The 18,338-nt window shown below is 73.5% G+C and carries 12 protein-coding genes; 5 read left to right on the forward strand and 7 right to left on the reverse strand.

Features of this window, described 5'->3' with window-relative positions; all coding sequences use genetic code 11:
- Nucleotides 1-49: 49 nt before the first annotated feature.
- A complete protein-coding gene (locus tag ACGF5U_RS21085; protein WP_392711458.1) occupies nucleotides 50-1,378 on the reverse strand; it encodes an ABC transporter substrate-binding protein in 1,329 nt (442 codons plus the stop codon).
- 265 nt (nucleotides 1,379-1,643) lie between these two features.
- Here ACGF5U_RS21085 and ACGF5U_RS21090 point away from each other — a divergent pair, with 265 nt between their 5' ends.
- A complete protein-coding gene (locus ACGF5U_RS21090; RefSeq protein WP_392711459.1) occupies nucleotides 1,644-4,436 on the forward strand; it encodes a glycosyl hydrolase in 2,793 nt (930 codons plus the stop codon).
- 24 nt (nucleotides 4,437-4,460) lie between these two features.
- On the opposite strand, the gene ACGF5U_RS21095 is transcribed toward ACGF5U_RS21090, so the two are convergent.
- Nucleotides 4,461-5,510 (reverse strand): LacI family DNA-binding transcriptional regulator, encoded by a 1,050-nt coding sequence (locus ACGF5U_RS21095; RefSeq protein ID WP_392711460.1) that lies wholly within the window; start codon nucleotides 5,508-5,510, stop codon nucleotides 4,461-4,463.
- 148 nt (nucleotides 5,511-5,658) lie between these two features.
- Nucleotides 5,659-7,164, reverse strand: coding sequence for a M1 family metallopeptidase (locus ACGF5U_RS21100; RefSeq protein WP_392711461.1), 1,506 nt, complete (start codon nucleotides 7,162-7,164; stop codon nucleotides 5,659-5,661).
- A gap of 202 nt (nucleotides 7,165-7,366) precedes the next feature.
- On the opposite strand from ACGF5U_RS21100, the gene ACGF5U_RS21105 reads away from it, so the two are divergent.
- Nucleotides 7,367-9,403, forward strand: coding sequence for a Xaa-Pro dipeptidyl-peptidase (locus ACGF5U_RS21105; protein WP_392711462.1), 2,037 nt, complete (start codon nucleotides 7,367-7,369; stop codon nucleotides 9,401-9,403).
- Nucleotides 9,400-10,698: a M14 family metallocarboxypeptidase gene (locus ACGF5U_RS21110; protein ID WP_392711463.1), complete on the forward strand. Its 1,299-nt coding sequence runs from the start codon at nucleotides 9,400-9,402 to the stop codon at nucleotides 10,696-10,698. Before ACGF5U_RS21105 ends, ACGF5U_RS21110 begins: the two co-directional genes overlap by 4 nt.
- Nucleotides 10,699-10,785: 87 nt before the next feature.
- Here the strand turns inward: ACGF5U_RS21110 and ACGF5U_RS21115 are convergent, their stop codons facing one another.
- On the reverse strand, nucleotides 10,786-11,760 hold the full coding sequence (locus ACGF5U_RS21115; RefSeq protein ID WP_392711465.1) for an FAD-dependent oxidoreductase: 975 nt from the start codon (nucleotides 11,758-11,760) through the stop codon (nucleotides 10,786-10,788).
- 56 nt (nucleotides 11,761-11,816) lie between these two features.
- Here ACGF5U_RS21115 and ACGF5U_RS21120 point away from each other — a divergent pair, with 56 nt between their 5' ends.
- Nucleotides 11,817-13,454, forward strand: coding sequence for an ABC-F family ATP-binding cassette domain-containing protein (locus ACGF5U_RS21120; protein ID WP_392711466.1), 1,638 nt, complete (start codon nucleotides 11,817-11,819; stop codon nucleotides 13,452-13,454).
- A gap of 31 nt (nucleotides 13,455-13,485) precedes the next feature.
- Here the strand turns inward: ACGF5U_RS21120 and ACGF5U_RS21125 are convergent, their stop codons facing one another.
- From ACGF5U_RS21125 to ACGF5U_RS21135, 3 genes are all read right to left on the reverse strand, one after another.
- Nucleotides 13,486-13,683, reverse strand: a complete 198-nt coding sequence (locus ACGF5U_RS21125; protein WP_392711467.1) for a hypothetical protein — start codon at nucleotides 13,681-13,683, stop codon at nucleotides 13,486-13,488.
- Between the two features lie 138 nt (nucleotides 13,684-13,821).
- On the reverse strand, nucleotides 13,822-16,218 hold the full coding sequence (locus tag ACGF5U_RS21130) for a Tex family protein (RefSeq protein ID WP_392711468.1): 2,397 nt from the start codon (nucleotides 16,216-16,218) through the stop codon (nucleotides 13,822-13,824).
- 97 nt (nucleotides 16,219-16,315) lie between these two features.
- Complete coding sequence (locus tag ACGF5U_RS21135) at nucleotides 16,316-17,176, reverse strand: hypothetical protein (protein WP_392711469.1); 861 nt, start codon at nucleotides 17,174-17,176, stop codon at nucleotides 16,316-16,318.
- Nucleotides 17,177-17,317: 141 nt separating this feature from the next.
- On the opposite strand from ACGF5U_RS21135, the gene ACGF5U_RS21140 reads away from it, so the two are divergent.
- Entirely contained in the window at nucleotides 17,318-18,295 is a 978-nt protein-coding gene (locus ACGF5U_RS21140; protein ID WP_392711470.1) for a GlxA family transcriptional regulator, read from the forward strand.
- The last annotated feature ends 43 nt before the right edge of the window (nucleotides 18,296-18,338 follow it).

Here is an 18,338-nt window from a genome sequence, read left to right on the forward strand (position 1 = left end):
GCCAGGGGGCCGGGGCCGGGCCGGGGTGCCCCGGACCCGGCCCCGGGGGTCAGCCGATGACGTTGTCGACGCCCTTCTTGGCGTTGGCCCAGGCCTTGTCCGGGTCGGTGCCCTTGCGCTCGACCTCGCTGAGCGCGTTCGTGATCTGGTCGGCGACGTTCTTGTCGTGGACCCCCAGGACCTGCACCGGGGCGGCCTTGGCCGCGTCGCCGAAGATCTGCCCGATCGGCGCGTCCGAGAAGTACGGGTCCTTGGCGTCCGCGACCTTGGCGATGGCGCCCGTCGACGACGGGAAGTTGCCCTGCTTCTCGAAGAGCTTCGCCTGCTGCTCGGGCGCCGTGAGCCACTTGATCAGCTCGTAGGCCTCCTTCTTGTGCTTGGCGGCGCGCGGCACGGTCAGGTACGACCCGCCCCAGTTCCCGGCGCCACCGGGCAGCTTGGCGATGTCCCACTTGCCCTTGCCCGCGTCACCGGCCTGGCCCTTGATGTAGCCGAGCATCCACGCGGGGCACGGGATGGTGGCGAACGAGCCGGCGGCGAACGCCTGGTTCCACTGCGGCGACCACTGGTCGAGCTTGGCGCTCAGGCCGGCGCCGGCGGCCTTCGCGGCGGTGTCCCACGCGGTCTTGACGGCCGGGTTGTCCTCGTAGACCAGCTTGCCGGAGGCGTCGTAGTAGCGCTCCTCCTCCTGGCCGATCATGATCGTGTAGAGGCTGCCCACGCTGTCCAGCCACGCGCTCTTGGCGGGTGCCTTCGCCTGGTACTGCTTGCCGAGTTCCAGGTACCCGTCCCAGGTGGCCCACTTCGCGGCGAGTTCCCGCCGGTCGGTGGGCAGTCCGGCCTGCTTGAGCAGATCGGTGCGGTAGCACATGGCCTCGGGGCCGACGTCGGTGCCGAGGCCGAGGACGCGGCCGTCCTTGGTGGTCGCCGCGGACCACTTGGCCTCGGCGAACTGGTCCTTGAGCCCGTCCGCCCCGTACTTCGTGAGGTCCTCGAACTTGTCCGCCTGCTGCTGGGTGACGGACGCGATCCGGCCGACCTCGATGCCCTGGACGTCGGCGAGCCCGCCGCCTCCCGCCAGCCGGGTCTGCAGCGACTTCCAGTAGTCCTGCTCGTCCTCGGTGTCGGTCTGCTTGATGGTGACGCCGGGGTGCAGCTTCTCGTACTCGGCGTAGAGGCCGGCCTCCTTGTAGCCGAACGACCCGAAGAGGTCGACCGTCAGCGTCACCTTGCCTCCGGCGCTGTCGGACGCCCCGTCCGACGCGCCGGATCCACAGGCGGCGAGCAGCGCCCCGGTGAGCACGACCGCACCGATGCGTACGGCGGCTCTTCCGGCGCCCGTTCTGGCGCCCCTTCTGGCGGCTCGGGCGATGGGCATGGGAAGCCTCCCTTGGCTTCGAAGTGCTGAACAACGCCTGAGAACGCTTGAGAGCGCTCTCAAGAATGTGTCTGGAGCGTGCCTCTCCCACCCGCCCCCCGTCAAGACTCGAACGCGTAACGACTGGGCGGTACCCCCGGCTCCGCCCCAACTCTGGTCTCTGTCCTCCGTATTGACAGCGATGTTTCAGGAGTTTTACGTTCCAGGGCATCTGAGAGCGCTCTCGAAAAGCCTCTCCCGCCGCCTTCACCATGAGGTGACCCCCATGAGAACCCCCCGCACAGGCGTCCTCACCATCCCCCTCACCCTGACCCTCGCCACCGTCCTGGCCGCCGTCGGCCTGGCGGGTCCCGCCGCGTCCCCGGCCGCCGCCGCGACCGTCCCGGTCGGCGCGGGCAGCTACTCCGACACCCGCCCACCCGGCACCTCGGGCCCCACCACCAACACCGGAACCCCCGTCACCCCCAAGGTCACCCCGGCCGCCCAGGGCAGGCCGGTGCCCACCAACGACTGGTGGTCCTCGCTCGCCTTCCAGCGCTACGGTGACAACCCCTACTCGACCCCCATGTACGGCCACCCGCTCACCTACCAGGCCACCGCCGCCGGCCTGGACATCGGCTACCCCACCAGCCCCGCCATCGTCGGCGACGGCCGACAGTACGAGTACGCTCACAAGCGTGACCTGACCCTCGGCCTGACCGGGCTCAACTCACCCGACACCAAGGCCGACGCCTGGTCCGACTGGACCGTCACGCCCTACTGGTCCGACGGCGCCCGCACGCTCCGCACCACGATCGGCCACGGCCTGCCCTTCGTATACGCCAAGGGCACCGGCGGCAGCGCCCGCGTCACCACCGCCACCGCGCCGACGGTCTTCGCCGACCAGGGCAACGTCCTCGGCATCACCGTCGCCGGCCACCACTACGCCCTGTTCGCGCCCACCGGCACCGACTGGTCCGTCTCCGGCTCCACGATCACCGCGGGCCTCGGCGGCAAGGACTACTTCTCCCTCGCCGTCCTGCCCTCCACCGGCGCCCTCGCCACGTTCAAGAAGTACGCGTACAGCTTCGTCACCGACTCGCGCGCCACCTGGAGCTCCACGGGCGGCACCGTCCGCGCCACCTACACCCTCACCACCCAGGCCCAGGAGGGCACCGAGACCGGCACCCTCCAGGCGCTCTACCGCCACCAGTGGCTGCACACCACCGACCCGCTCACCCCGTACACATACGTCTCGCCGCGCGGCACCATGAAGGTCCGCGAGGCCCGCGCCTTCACCACGAGCCAGCGCGCCGCCGGTGTCCTGCCCGCGCTCCCCAAGGCGTCCGGCGTCGACACGGCCCGGCTGCGCGGCTACCTGGGCGAGGTCGCCAACGCCGCCGACCCGTTCTCCGGCGCCACCGACACGTACTGGACGGGCAAGGCGCTCGGCCGGCTGGCCCAGCTCGTCCCGATCGCCGAGCAGATCGGCGAGACCGGCACCCGTGACAAGCTCATCGGCCTCATGAAGGGCCGGCTCCAGGACTGGTTCACGGCGGGCGGCGCCAACGAGTTCTCCTACGACCGCACCTGGCGGACCCTGATCGGCTACCCCGCCTCGTACGGCAGCGACACCGAGCTCAACGACCACCACTTCCACTACTCGTACTACGTCTACGCGGCGGCGATCGTCGCCCAGTACGACCCGGCCTGGGCCGCCGACTCCGCCTGGGGCGGCATGGTGAAGACCCTCGTACGGGACTCCGCCAACCCCAGCCGCACCGACTCGGCCTTTCCCTTCCTGCGCGGCTTCGACGTGTACGCGGGCCACAGCTGGGCCTCCGGGCACCAGGGTTTCGCGGCCGGCAACAACCAGGAGTCCTCGTCCGAGTCCACCAACCTCAGCGCCGGACTCGTCCTGTGGGGCGCCGCCACCGGTGACACCGCCCTGCGCGACCTCGGCACCTACCTCCTCACCACCGAGTCGGAGGCGATCGCCCAGTACTGGTTCGACGCCGACCAGCAGGTCTTCCCGGCCTCCTTCGGCCATGACACGGCCGGCATGGTGTGGGGCAGCGGCGTCGCCTACGCGACCTGGTGGACCGCGAACCCCGAGGAGATCCACGGCATCAACGTCCTGCCGGTGACCGGCGGATCGCTCCACCTCGGCGGCCACAAGAGCGCCATCCGCCGCAACATCGCCGAGATGGAACGCGAGAACGGCGGCCCCGCCGTCGAATGGCGCGACATCCTCTGGGAGTTCCAGTCCCTCGCCGACCCGGGCGCCGCCAAGGCGAAGTGGGACGCGTCGGGTGGCGACTACACCCCCGAACAGGGCGAGTCCAAGGCGCACACCTACCACTGGATCACGACCCTCAACACGCTCGGCGCCCCCGACGCGACCGTGACCGGCGACCTGCCGACCTCGGCGGTCTTCACCAAGGGCACGGTACGGACCTACGCCGCGCACAACCACGGCTCCACCGCCCGTACCGTCACCTTCTCCGACGGCGCCAGGCTCACCGTCCCGGCCCGCTCCACCGCGACCGGCACCGGGACCGGCGGCACCGACCCCGACCCGACCGACCCGGGCCCGTCCACCGGCAACACGTTCCAGCTGCGCACCGGTGGCACCCTGACCACCGCCACCGGCGGCACCGCGGGCAGCGACACCATCGCGTCGGCGGGCGGCGCCAACCACGACGGCACCCCGTACCTGCCGCTGGTGTACGAGGTCCGCAACGTGACGGGCACCCTCCGGCCGGGTGCGGCCACCGCGTTCCGCCTCCAGGTCGACGCGGGCACCGCGGTCGCACTCGGCCAGCAGGCCCGGGTCAGCTACGACCTGACCGGTGACGGCACCTTCGACCGCACGGAGACATACCACTACTTCGCGACCGACCCGGTGACCGGCTGGGAGGAGTACAACGAGTCCCGTGGGCTGAAGGCGGCGACCGGCACGCTCGGCGCCCTCAGGAACGGCACCGTGCGCCTGGAGGTCTGGCACGCCATCGGCAACGGCACCGCGAAGCTCCAGACCGGCACGGACCGCTCGGTCCTCGTCATCCCGTACGAGTAGACCCGCGGCCCGTGCGCGGAGAACTCACGCGGACGCCCGGCGGACCAGCTCCGTCGGGGTGATCACCGAGCCCGGGGCGGCACCCGCCGCCCCGGGCTCGCCGTCCTGGTTCAGGGCCCGCATCAGCAGCCGGACCATCAGCCGCCCCATGCCCTCGATGTCCTGGCGGACCGTCGTCAGCGGCGGATCCGCGGCCTCCGCGACCGACGCCATGTCGTCGAAGCCGACCAGCGCGACGTCCTCCGGCACCCGCAGCCCGCGCTCGCGCAGCACGCGCAGCGCACCCGACGCCATCAGGTCGTTGCCCGCGAACACGGCGTCCAGGTCCGGCCGCCGCTCCAGCAGCTCGGCCATGGCCCGTGCGCCGCTCTCCTCGGTGAAGTCGCCCTGGGCCAGCAGCGCCGGGTCGGCGTCCAGCAGGACGTCCCGGTAGCCGTCGAGCCGGTCCATCGACGACGTCTGGTCGCGGGGCCCGGCGATATGGGCGATCCGCCGCCGGCCGAGCCCGACCAGATGCCGTACCGCCTCCCGCGCGCCGCCCCGGTTGTCGCAGTCCACGTACGGGACGGCCAGCTCGCCGCCCGCGCCCGGCCACCCCGGACGCCCGCCGAAGACCGCGGGCACCTGCACCCGGCGGATCACCGACGGCAGCTCGTCGTCGTTGTGCACCGAGAACGCGAGCGCCCCGTCGACATGGCCGCCACCCAGGTAGCGGGCGATCCGGTCGTAGTCGCCCGGACCCTCCACCCACAGCAGCACGAGCTGTGAGTCGTGCGCGGTCAGCTCGCGGCTGATGCCGCGCACCTGCTGCTCGAAGAACGGGTCCGAGAAGACCCGGAACTCCGGCTCGGCGATGATCACCGCCACGGCGCCGTTGCGCCGCGTCACCAGCGTCCGCGCCGCGTGGTTGGGGATGTAGCCGAGGTCCTCGACGGCCCGGCGGACCCGGTCCACCAGCGGCTGGCGGACACCCGCGCCGCCGTTCACGACCCGTGAGGCCGTCGCCCGTGAGACCCCGGCGCGGGCCGCGACGGCTTCCAGGGTGGGACGTGGCCCAGGGGTCGGATCGGACAAAGCGAACTCCTCGGGGCGCTGCGGCAGGGCGTACACCGGTCAGAATATCCGGTCGAGGAGATTCTGAGAGCGCTCTCACTCTGCTGGCCCCCCGCGCCCCCGCCGCCTGCGCCGCCCGCGCGGCCCGCCGTCTTCCCCGTCCGCGTGCTCAGCGGTGACGGTGGCCGCTGTCGTGCACGCCGTCGGTCGCGGCTATCTTCCGCCAGGACCGGGGCGGGGCGGGTGCCGCCACCGCCGGGGCGAGGGACGCGGCCTCGGCCGCGGCCGCGCCGGGCTTCGACGGCTGGTACAACCAGGTGTCGAAGAGCGCGGCCAGCGGCCTGCCCGACACGCGCTCGGCATAGGCGACGAAGTCGCCGACCTCCGCGTTGCCGTGGGCGCGCTCGGCGGGCCAGCCCTTGAGGATCGCGAAGAAGGCCGCGTCGCCGATCTCGTTCCGCAGGGCCTGGAGGGCCAGTGCGCCCCGGTCGTAGACGGCGATGTGGAACTGGTTGTCAGGACCCGGGTCGCCCGGCCTCACCGTCCAGAACGGGTCGTCGGCCGCCCGCGTCGCGTACACGTGGTCCGCCAGCTCCTGCGCCGTGCCCTCGCCCTCGTGCTCCGACCACAGCCACTGGCTGTACCGGGCGAAACCCTCGTTGAGCCAGATGTCCTTCCAGCCGTGCACGGACACGCTGTCGCCGTACCACTGGTGGGCCAGCTCGTGCACCACCACGGAGACGTTCGAGCCGTTCGCGAACTGGCGCGGGCTGTAGAACGGCCTGGTCTGCGTCTCCAGCGCGTACCCGCTGGCCACCTGGGGGACGTAGCCGCCGAGCGCGTTGAACGGGTACGGACCGAAGAGCCCCTCCAGCCATTCGGCGACCTCCGCCGTCCGCTCGACGCTGGCCCGCGCGGCGCCCGCGTTCGCGCCGAGGTCCTTGCTGTAGGCGTTGAGCACGGGCAGCCCGTTCGCCGTCGTGTCGGTGGTGATGTCGAACCTCCCGACGGCCAGTGTGGCCAGATACGTCGCCTGCGGCCGGTCGGAGCGCCAGGCGAAGCGCGTCCAGCCGAGCCGGGAGCTGCGGTCCCGCAGGACGCCGTTGCTGATGGCCTGGGTACCGTCCGGTACGGCGACCGAGACGTCGAAGGTCGCCTTGTCGAGCGGGTGGTCGTTGGACGGGAACCACCACACGGCCGAGTCGGGCTGCTGCGCGGCGACGCCGCCGTCCGGGGTGCGGTGCCAGGCCGTCCAGCCGTCGATCCGCACCTGGGACGGCTTGCCCGCGTACCGCACGACGACCGTGACCGGTGCGCCGTCGGCGAGCGGCCGGGCGGGCGTGACCTCCAGCTCGTGATCGCCCGAGGTGGCGAACGCGGCCTTCCGCCCGTTCACCCGCACCTCGCTCGCCGTCAGCCCGAGGTCGAGGTTGAAACGGGACAGGTTCCGCGTCGGGGTCGCGAGGATCGTCGCCGTGCCCTCCAGCAGGTCGGTGGCCGGCTGGTACCTCAACCGCAGGTCGTAGTGGGACACGTCGTATCCGCCGTTGCCGCTGGCCGGGTAGTAGGGGTCGCCGATACCCGGGGCGCCCGGCACGGCGTCGGCGGCCGATGCCGGGATCACCAGCAGCAGGGAGGTCGCGAGCGCGCTCGGGGCGATCAGTCCGCGGTGCACGAAGAGCTCTCCAAGTCATCGGGGGTGAAGGTCTTCTGAGGGCCATTCAGCCCGTCCCGCCACAGCCGTGTCCATGGTCCCCGAGGGAACGGGATCGCCATCCGGCCGACATGGACGACCGTGGCCCGGCGTGTCCCTTCCACCCCTTTGGCCTCCTTATCGCACTCTTTTACGGGCGGATCGGCCGGAGTACCTTCCGCCCATGCCGATACGTACGCGGGGAACCCTCCGCCGATCTCCCGACTCCGCTCGCGCAGGGGGGACCCCCATGGCGGGCAGAACCCTGGTGGTGGCGGCAGCGGCCGCACTGCTGTCCGTCCTGCTCCCGGCGCACACCGCGCAGGGCGCCCCGGCCCCGGGGCCCCTGACACCCCGTGAGTCGCGGCCGGTCCACTCGTACGGCGACGCGATCCGCGAGTCCGTCTGGGTGGACACCGGGCTCGACGGCGACGGCGACGGGAGGAACGACCGGGTGGCCGCCGACATCATCCGGCCCCGTGAGGCCGCGCAGCAGCGCCGCAAGGTCCCGGTCGTCATGGTGGCCAGCCCGTACTACTCCTGCTGCGGGCGCGGCAACGAGAGCCAGAGGAAGACGTACGACGAGGCCGGCGGCCCCGTCCAGTTCCCGCTCTTCTACGACAACTACTTCGTACCGCGCGGCTACGCCTTCGTCGCCGTCGATCTGGCCGGGACCAACCGCTCCGACGGCTGCGTCGACGTCGGCGGACACTCCGACGTCCGGTCCGCCAAGGCGGTCGTCGACTGGCTGAACGGCCGGGCCCGCGGCTACACCACCCGCACCGGCGACGGACGCGCCCGCGCCACCGGCTGGACCGACGGGTCCACCGGCATGATCGGCAAGAGCTGGGACGGCACCGTCGCCAACGGCGTCGCCGCGACCGGCGTCGACGGCCTGAAGACCATCGTCCCGATCGGCGCCATCTCGTCCTGGTACGACTACTACTTCGCCAAGGGCGCCCCGCTCTACAACTCCGGCCCCGACCGGCTGGCGAACTACGTCAACAGCCCCGAGGCCCGCACCCGCTGCCAGGCGGTGCAGCGGCGGCTGGCCGACGGCGCGCCGCGCACCGGCGACTGGACGCCGCTGTGGACCGAGCGCGACCACGTCCCCGACGCCTCCCGCGTGAAGGCGAGCGTCTTCGCCGTGCACGGCATGCAGGACCTCAACGTCCGCGCCAAGCACGTCGGCCAGTGGTGGGACGCCCTCGCCGCCCACGGCGTCGAACGCAAGATCTGGCTCTCCCAGACGGGACACGTCGACCCGTTCGACTTCCGCCGCGCCGACTGGGTGCGCACCCTGCACCGCTGGTTCGACCACCATCTGCTCGGCTACGACAACGGCATCGACCGCGAACCGATGGCCGACATCGAGCGCGCCCCCGACCAGTGGTCGACGGACCGCGTCTGGCCGCCCTCCGGCACCGCCGCCACCACACTGCGCCCCCGCGCCGGAGCCCAGCCGGGCGTCGGCGCCCTCGGCCTGCTCCCGGCCGCACCCGGCACGACGGAGACGTTCACCGACGCCCCGGGCATCGGCGAGATCCAGTGGGCGCAGAGCGTCGACACGCCCACCGGGTCGAAGGCCGGGTTCGTGACCCGCCCGCTCAGCCGGGCCCTGAGGCTCTCCGGCTCCGCGACGGTCACGGTCACCGCCACACCGTCCACCACCGCCGCCCACCTGTCGGCGGTCCTCGTCGACCTCGGCCCCGACACGATCCGCGACTACGCGGCGTCCGGCGAAGGCATCACCACCCTCACCGAACGCACCTGCTGGGGCGCGAGCACCACCGGCGACAGCGCCTGCTACAAGGAGACGAGCGCGAAGACCAGGAGCGTCGACTTCACCGTGTTCAGCCGGGGCTGGGCCGACCTCGGCAACTGGGCCGACCCGCGCCGGGGACGACCCCTCACCCCGGGCCGGGCGCACACCATCACCCTCGACCTGCACGCGGCCGACCACGTGGTCCCGGCCGGCCACCGCCTCGCCCTGATCGTCGGCGGCACCGACCGCAACCTCATCGACCCCCCGGCCGCCACGCCGACGCTCACCCTCGACCTGGCCCGTACCTCGGCACGGCTGCCGATCGTGGGAGGCGCCCCCGCCTTCCTCCTCGCCGGCCTGCCAGGAGCGGCCCCCTCCGTCGCGCCGCACGACGCCCACCCGGACAGTGTCGGCGCTCCCGGCCCCGCCCGCCGGATCCCCGGAGCCGCCCGATGAGCCCCCGCGTACGCGCCCTGCTGCCCGCGGTGGGCGCCCTCGTGCTCGCCCTGCCCCTGTTCGCCGCCCCGGCCTCCGCCTCCGCCACCACCACCGCGCCGCCCCGTACCGGTTTCGAGACCAGCGGTGGCGCCCGCTGGACGACCCAGCCGGAGGAGCAGCGCTTCCTCACCGCGGTCGACCGGGGGAGCGACCGGACGACGATGCGCACCGTCGGCACCAGCGAGGAGGGCCGGCCCCTCCAGCTCGTGACCATCGGCAGCGCATCGCCCGCCGCCACCACCGTGCTGCTGGTCTGCTCCCAGCACGGCGACGAGCCGTCCGGCCGCGAGGCCTGCCTGACGACGGTCCGCGACCTCGCGTACACCGACGCCCCGGCCACGCGCCGGTTCCTGTCGCGCACGACCGTCCTGGTCGTCCCGACCGCCAACCCGGACGGCCGCGCCGCCGGCACGCGCGGCAACGCCGACGGCGTCGACGTCAACCGCGACCACATCGCGCTGCGGACCGCCGAGGCCCGCGCCCTGGCGGCGGTCGTCCGGGACCGTCGCCCCGACGTCGTCCTCGACCTGCACGAGTACAGCGCCACACCGCCGTACTACGCCAAGGCGCTGCTGTCGCTCTGGCCGCGCAATCCGAACGCCCACGCCCGGGTGCACCACGAGGCCCGCACGCTATCGGAGTCCTACGTACGCCCGGCCGCCGAGCGGGCGGGCCACGACACCGGCGTCTACGGCATCTGGACCGACCCGGTGACCGGGGAACCCCTCAAACAGGTCGCCGGTGACGGCCAGGAGCGCATCCTGCGGAACACGACGGGCCTCAAACACGCCGTCGGGCTGCTGGTCGAGACACGCGTCCAGCCGCTCACGGAGGAGGAGCGGCGGGACCCCGCCGTCAACAACCTGCGCCGGGTGCGCGGTCACCTGGCCGGACTCGAAGGCGCGTTCGCCTTCGTGACGGAGCGGCGTACGGCGATCGAGGCGGCCACGACGACGGCGCGGCTCGCCGGACTCGCCGACCGGGGGCCGGTGTTCCTCGGCGGCGCCGACAACGACCCCCCGGAACCGGCGGAGACCCTCGCCGACCCGCCCTGCGGCTACCGCCTCGACGCCGCCCGGTACGCCGACGTCAAGGACGAACTCGCCCTGCACGGCGTGGTGTCGGCGCCCGCCCGGGACGGCCGGGGCATGCTCGTTCCGCTCCGGCAGCAGCAGCGGGCACTGGTACCGCTGCTGCTCGACCCCCGTGCGACCCACCACCTCACGGAGGGGGAGCCGGCCGCACACTGCTGACGAAGCGGGAGCGGGGTGATCGGTCGAGGTCACCGGTCGCCCCGCCCCCGGCGGTTCGCCGCGCGCCGGTCCTGTGTGACCGGGCCGTCAGCGGGTGGCCGGGGCCGCCAGGTCCGCGGCCTCTTCCGCGCAGCCCCACGCGACCGTCACGCCCGCTCCGCCGTGGCCGTAGTTGTGCACCAGCAGCCCGCCTCCCGGGAGCCGCTCGGCCGCGATCCGCACCCCGCCCGCCCGCACGGGCCGCAGGCCGACGCGGTGCCCGAGTACCCGCGCGCCGGCGATCTCCGGGCGGATCCGCGCGCACCGCTCCACGATCGCGGCGGCCGTCGTCCGATCGGGCGCCGTCCGCGAGTCGCCGTCCTCGGCCGTACCGCCCAGGACCAGCCGGCCCGGCTGCGGAAAGTAGTACGTCGTCGCGCTCGAAGCGGCGTCCGCCGCCGTGAACCACTCCTCGACGCCCGGGTTCTCCACCAGCACCAGCTGCCCGCGCACCGGCCGCAGAGCCGCGTCGGGTACGAGCTCGCGGGCGGCCAGGCCGGCGCAGTTCACGACCACGTCCGCCTCGGCCGCCGCCTGCCCGAGATCCGTCACGGTACGGATCTCGACGGTGCCGGCCGCCGCGACCAGCCGGGAGCGCAGCCACTCCAGATGCACCGGCATGTCGATCAGCGGCAGCGTCGCGGCGACCCCCGTCCGGTAACCGCCCGGCACCTCGCCGGCCCCCACCCGCCGCAGCCCCGCGACCCGCGCCGCCCACGGCCCGAGCCCCGCCGGCTCCATGTCCGCGTGGACGCCCGGAACCATCCGTACGCCCGTCCGCTCCGCGTCCCGAGCGAGCCGCTCGTAGACGCGCAGAGAGACCGGCGCCCACGCGTCGACCCGCTCCACGGGCTCGACTCGGTACGGCCACCACAGCGCCCCGGCCACCGCGGACGTCGTCCCGGCGGCCGGATCCCGCGACCAGACCCGTACCCGTGCGCCCCGCTCCGCCAGCACGAGCGCCGTCGTCAGCCCGATGACGCCGCCGCCCACCACGATCACACCGCCGCGTCCGTCTCCCATGCCCGCGACCGTAGCGGAGCCGTCCCGTGCGGGCACCGCCTAGGATCGGCCTCCTGATGACTGCAACCCTCGTAGCCAAGGACCTCGCCGCCGGCCACGGCGAGCGCTCCCTCTTCTCCGGCCTCGACCTCGTCGTCGCACCCGGCGACGTCATCGGGCTCGTCGGGGTGAACGGCGCCGGCAAGTCCACTCTGCTGCGGCTGCTCGCCGGCCTGGACACGCCGGAACAGGGCGAGCTGCGCCTCTCCCCGGCCACCGCCACCATCGGCCACCTCCCGCAGGAGCCGGAGCGCCGCGCGGACGAGACGGTACGGGCCTTCCTCGCCCGCCGCACCGGCGTCACCGCCGCCCAGGAGGCCATGGACGCGGCCACCCAGGGCCTGGTCGACGGGACGCCCGGCGCCGACGACGCCTACGCCGTCAGCCTGGACCGCTGGCTGAACCTCGGCGGCGCCGACCTGGACGAGCGCGCCGACGAGGTCGCCGCGTCCCTCGGCCTCACCGTGGACCTGGACCAGCCGATGGCCTCGCTCTCCGGCGGCCAGGCCGCCCGCGCAGGGCTGGCCTCGCTGCTGCTCTCGCGCTACGACCTGTTCCTGCTGGACGAGCCGACGAACGACCTGGACCTGGACGGCCTGGAACGGCTGGAGGGCTTCGTCCGGGGTCTGCGCGCCGGCACGGTGGTCATCAGCCACGACCGCGAGTTCCTGACCCGTACGGTCACCAGGGTCCTCGAACTGGACCTCGCCCAGCAGACCGTCACCCTCTTCGGCGGCGGCTACCAGGCGTACCTCGAAGAACGCGAGACCGCCCGCCGGCACGCCCGCGAGGAGTTCGAGGAGTACGCGGACAAGAAGGCCGCCCTCGAAGGGCGCGCCCAGATGCAGCGCGGCTGGATGGACAAGGGCGTGAAGAACGCCCGCCGCAAGGCCGCCGACAACGACAAGACCGGCCGCAAGTTCCGCAGCGAGGCCAGCGAGAAGCAGGCCGCCAAGGCCCGCCAGACGCAGCGCATGATCGAACGCCTCGACGTGGTGGACGAACCCCGCAAGGAGTGGGAACTGCGCATGGAGATCACGGCCGCGCCGCGCTCCGGCGCCGTCGTGGCGACCCTGCGCGACGCCGAGGTGCGGCGCGGCGACTTCACGTTCGGCCCGGCCACCCTCCAGATCGACTGGGCCGACCGGGTCGCCATCACCGGCGCCAACGGCGCGGGCAAGTCGACGCTGCTGGCCGCGCTCCTCGGCCGGCTCCCGCTGGACGCCGGTCACGCGGCGCTCGGCTCCGGCGTGGTCGTCGGCGAGGTCGACCAGGCGCGCCGGCTCTTCCACGGCTCCGCGTCCCTGCTGGACGCGTTCTGCGCGGCCGTACCCGACACCGAGCCGGCCGAGGTGCGCACCCTGCTGGCCAAGTTCGGCCTCAAGGCCGCCCACGTCCTGCGCCCTGCCACCACCCTGTCCCCGGGGGAGCGCACCCGGGCGGCGCTGGCCCTGCTCCAGGGCCGGGGGGTGAACCTGCTGGTCCTGGACGAGCCGACGAACCACCTCGACCTGCCGGCCATCGAACAGCTGGAGGCCGCCCTCGACACGTACGCCGGGACACTGCTCCTGGTCACGCACGACCGGCGCATGCTGGACGCGGTGCACGTCACCCGGCGTGTCGAGGTCGCGGAAGGCAAGGTCACCGAGGTGTGACCGCGGTGACCGGAGCCGCTCCCACGAGGTTCTACGGGCGGTCCTCGGGCTCCTCGTAGGCGTCGAAGGTGCTGTACGCCTCGTCGTCCGGCACGGCGCCCCCGGCGCGGTCCCGCTCCGACGTGTCGGCCGCCCGCTCGTCGGGCTCGCGCCCGCCCTTCCGGGCCTGCCGCTTCTCCTCCTCCTGGTGCCTGCGGACCTCTTCGGGCTTGTCCCCGATCTGGTTCATGGCCGTCTCCGTCTCCGTCGTCGGACGGTCCGGCGACGCGGCCAGGGTCACATGGACCGGTCGCTCCCGCACCTCGGCCACAGGGCGCGAAGGGGCGGGCGGGGAGCCCCCCCGCCCGCCCCGGGCCCGCGCGTGGGCTCAGCGGCGGCGCTTGCCGCCGCCGTCCAGGAGGCCCGCCTTGCGCAGAGCGTCCGCCATCGCGCTGTTCGCGGGGGCCGGACCAGCGGCCGACCCCTGGCGTCCGCCACCGCCGCCACCGCCACCGCGCCGGTCGCGGCCGCCGCCGCCCTGGCGCTGCTGGGGCGGACGGCCACCGCGGTCCCCGCGCTCGCGCCTGGGCTCACCCGGCGCCGCCCCGGCCGCCACCGCCTCGTCGTCCAGCCGCAGCGTCAGCGAGATCCGCTTGCGCGGGATGTCGACGTCCAGCACCTTGACCTTCACCACGTCGCCCGGCTTCACCACCTCGCGCGGGTCCTTGACGAAGGTCCTGGACATCGCCGACACGTGCACCAGGCCGTCCTGGTGCACACCGACGTCCACGAACGCCCCGAACGCCGCCACGTTCGTGACGACACCCTCCAGCACCATCCCCGACGCCAGGTCGCCGATCTTCTCGACGCCGTCCTTGAAGGTGGCAGTCCGGAACGCGGGCCTCGGGTCGCGGCCCGGCTTCTCCAGTTCCCGCAGGATGTCGGTGACCGTCGGCAGACCGAACGTGTCGTTCACGAAGTCGTCCGGCCGCAGCGACCGCAGCACGCCCGTGTTGCCGATGAGCGCGGCGACCCCGCCGCCCGTCGACTTCACCATCGCGCGGACGACCGGGTACGCCTCGGGGTGCACGCTGGAGGCGTCCAGCGGATCGTCACCGCCGCGGATCCGCAGGAAGCCGGCGCACTGCTCGTACGCCTTCGGACCCAGCCGCGCCACGTCCTTCAGCGCCTTCCGCGACCGGAACGGCCCGTTCGCGTCCCGGTGCGCCACGATGTTCTCGGCCAGCCCGGCGCCGATGCCCGACACCCGGGAGAGGAGCGGCGCCGACGCGGTGTTGACGTCGACCCCGACACCGTTCACACAGTCCTCGACGACCGCGTCCAGCGACCGGGAGAGCTTCACCTCGGACAGGTCGTGCTGGTACTGGCCGACCCCGATCGACTTGGGGTCGATCTTCACCAGCTCGGCCAGCGGGTCCTGCAGCCGCCGGGCGATCGAGACGGCGCCGCGCAGCGAGACGTCCAGCTCCGGCAGCTCCTGCGAAGCGAACGCCGACGCCGAGTACACCGACGCGCCCGCCTCCGACACCATCACCTTGGTGAGCTTCAACTCCGGGTGCTTGGCGACGAGTTCACCGGCCAGCTTGTCGGTCTCGCGGGACGCGGTGCCGTTGCCGATGGCGATCAGCTCGACCGCGTGCTCCTTCGCCAGCCGGGCCAGCTTCGCCAGCGACTCGTCCCACCTGTTCTGCGGCACGTGCGGGTAGACCGTGTCCGTCGCCACGACCTTGCCGGTGGCGTCGACCACGGCGACCTTCACCCCCGTGCGGAACCCGGGGTCGAGACCCAGCGTGGCGCGCGTCCCGGCCGGTGCGGCGAGCAGCAGGTCGCGCAGGTTCGCGGCGAAGACCCGCACCGCCTCGTCCTCGGCCGCCGTGCGCAGCCGCAGCCGCAGGTCGATGCCCAGGTGCACCAGGATCCGGGTCCGCCACGCCCAGCGGACGGTGTCGGCCAGCCACTTGTCGCCCGGCCTGCCCCGGTCGGCGATCCCGAACCGCCGGGCCACCGTCCCCTCGTACGTGGACGGGCCCTCGACCGGCTCCTCCGGCTCCAGGACCAGATCGAGGACGTCCTCCTTCTCACCGCGCAGCATCGCCAGCACCCGGTGGGACGGCAGCTTGGTGAAGCCCTCGGCGAAGTCGAAGTAGTCGGCGAACTTGGCGCCCGCCTCCTCCTTCCCCTCCCGGACCTTCGCGACCAGCCGCCCGCGGGTCCACATCCGCTCGCGCAGCTCGCCGATCAGGTCGGCGTCCTCCGAGAACCGTTCGGTGAGGATGGCCCGCGCGCCCTCCAGCGCGGCCGCCGGGTCCGCGACGCCCCGGTCGGCGTCGACGAACGCCGCCGCCGCGGCGAGCGGTTCCACCGACGGGTCGCCGAGCAGCCCGTCGGCCAGCGGTTCGAGCCCGGCCTCCCTGGCGATCTGCGCCTTGGTGCGGCGCTTGGGCTTGAACGGGAGGTAGATGTCCTCCAGGCGGGCCTTGGTGTCGGCCGCCCGGATCATCGCCTCCAGCGCCTCGGTGAGCTTGCCCTGCTCCCGTACGGAGTCGAGGACCGCGGCCCGCCGGTCCTCCAGCTCCCGCAGATAGCGCAGCCGCTCCTCGAGCGTGCGCAGCTGCGCGTCGTCGAGCATCTCGGTCGCTTCCTTGCGGTAGCGCGCGATGAACGGCACGGTCGAACCGCCGTCGAGCAGCTCGACGGCCGCCTTCACCTGCCGCTCGCGTACGCCGAGCTCCTCGGCGATCCTGCCTTCGATGGACGTCGTCACGGTGTCCCGACTCGCCTTCTCGTGCCTCAAGCTTCCGAGCCCGCATTCTGCCCGCTCACGCCCGGCCGTGTCGCGTACGGCGCCGTCGCGGCGGCCGTCAGCCCCTGCCGGTCAGCCGGGCCGGGAACGCGCCCGCGGCCACCGCGGCCTTGAGGAAGCCGCGCCCGAGCTCGGTCAGCCGCTCGACGCCGGCCGCGCCGAGGTGCTCCCACGGGCCCGCGTCGAGCCGGTCGGTGTGCTCCTCCAACCGCTCCCGCAGCGCCCGGCCGTCCTCGGTGAGTTCGCCGGTCCCGTCCAGTACGCCGCGCTCCCGCAGCCGGTCCACCGCCGCGTCCCAGTCGGCCTGCCGCCACCCCCGGGTGGCGAGGACCCAGCGCGGTGCGATGCCGTTGCCGGTCGCCGTGTGGCTGACCACGGCCTCCAGCGGGTCCAGTCCGGCGTCCAGCAGGGCGGCCAGGTGCGCGTCGCCCCGGTGCTCGCGCAGCAGGGTCGCGGCGTGCCAGTAGGCGAGGAGGGGTTCATCGGGCACCGGCAGGTCCGCGTGCGCGGCGTACAGCGGCCGGGCGTGCCGGGTGCACGCCTCGGCGGCGCGCAGGGCGAGCCCGGCGGCCTCGGCCATGGCGTCGGACGTGACGGTGTCGTCGCCGATGAGGCGCCGGAACGTGGTGTCGACGGCCCGCAGCCGGGCGGCGAGCACGGCTTCGGGGCTCGCCGTCCGCCACACCGCCGGCAGGTGCCGGGCTACCAGTTCGTGGTTGAAGTTGTAGAAGGTCGCCGCGACCACGCCCGGGCCGACCGCGCCCATGGCGGCGGCGCGTCCGGCGAAGTAGGCCGCGTGGGAGTCGGCGATGCCGATCTCCGCGAGTTCGCGGTCGTAGTCCGGCGAGAAGTACACGGCGGAGTGGAACAGGTTCAGGGCGTGGTGGCAGCGGCGTCCGGTGCGCGGCAGAGTCGTCATACCCGTCACGTTACCGACTGGTTGGTATGCAGTCAGCCCCTCGGACGGCGACCCGGCCACGCCCGGCACGAGGGCGGCGTGGCAGGAAAGGTGGGGTGCTCGTCATTGCGGACACGCCCGGCCGTCCCGAGGATGAGAGGCATGACCGAGCGATCCGTACTCGTCGTCCTCTTCGACGGCGTGCAGAGCCTGGACGTCACCGGACCGGTGGAGGTCTTCTCGGGCGCCACCCACCTCGGCGGCGACCCCGCCGCGTACCGGATCGGCACCGCCTCGCTCGACGGCGCGCCCGTGCGCGCCCACAGCGGGCTGCGGCTGCTCCCGGACGGACCGCTGGACACGGCCGTACCCCCGCACACCCTCATCGTCCCCGGCGGTCCCGGCACCCGCGCGCCCGCCCCGGAACTGATCGACTGGCTCCGCATCCACGGACCGCGCGCCGAGCGGCTGGTCTCCGTCTGCACCGGGGCGCTCCTCCTCGCCGACGCGGGCCTCCTCGACGGGCGCCGCGCCACCACGCACTGGGCGCACTGCGACCACCTCGCCCGCCGCCACCCGGCCGTGGACGTCGACCCGGAGCCGATCTTCGTCAGGGACGGCGACATCGCCACATCGGCGGGCGTCACCGCCGGCATCGACCTGGCGCTGGCGCTGGTCGAGGAGGACCTCGGCCGTGACACGGCACTCGCCGTGGCCCGCCACCTCGTGGTGTTCCTGCGGCGCCCCGGCAACCAGGCCCAGTTCAGCGCCCAGCTCGCGGCCCAGACCGCCCGCCGCGCACCCCTGCGCGACCTCCAGCAGTTCATCACCGAACACCCGATGGCCGACCTGTCGGTCGAGGCGCTGGCCGCCCGCGCCCGGCTGTCGCCGCGCCACTTCGCCCGGGCCTTCCGCGCCGAGACCGGGATGACACCCGGCCGGTACGTCGACCGCGTCCGCCTCGAACACGCGCGGCGGCTCCTGGAGGAGACCGGCCACGGCGTCCACGAGGTCGCCCGCTCCAGCGGCTACGGCACCGCCGAGGCGATGCGCCGCGCCTTCGTCAAGGCGCTCGGCACACCACCCGCCGAGTACCGGCGCCGCTTCCACGTCCCGCTGTCGTCCGCCGCGCCCGCCTGACCCGGCCGCGCGGGGCCCGACACCGTCATGACCGACCGACCGA

This window comes from Streptomyces sp. NPDC047886 (genome assembly GCF_043204435.1).
Classification (GTDB): domain Bacteria; phylum Actinomycetota; class Actinomycetes; order Streptomycetales; family Streptomycetaceae; genus Streptomyces.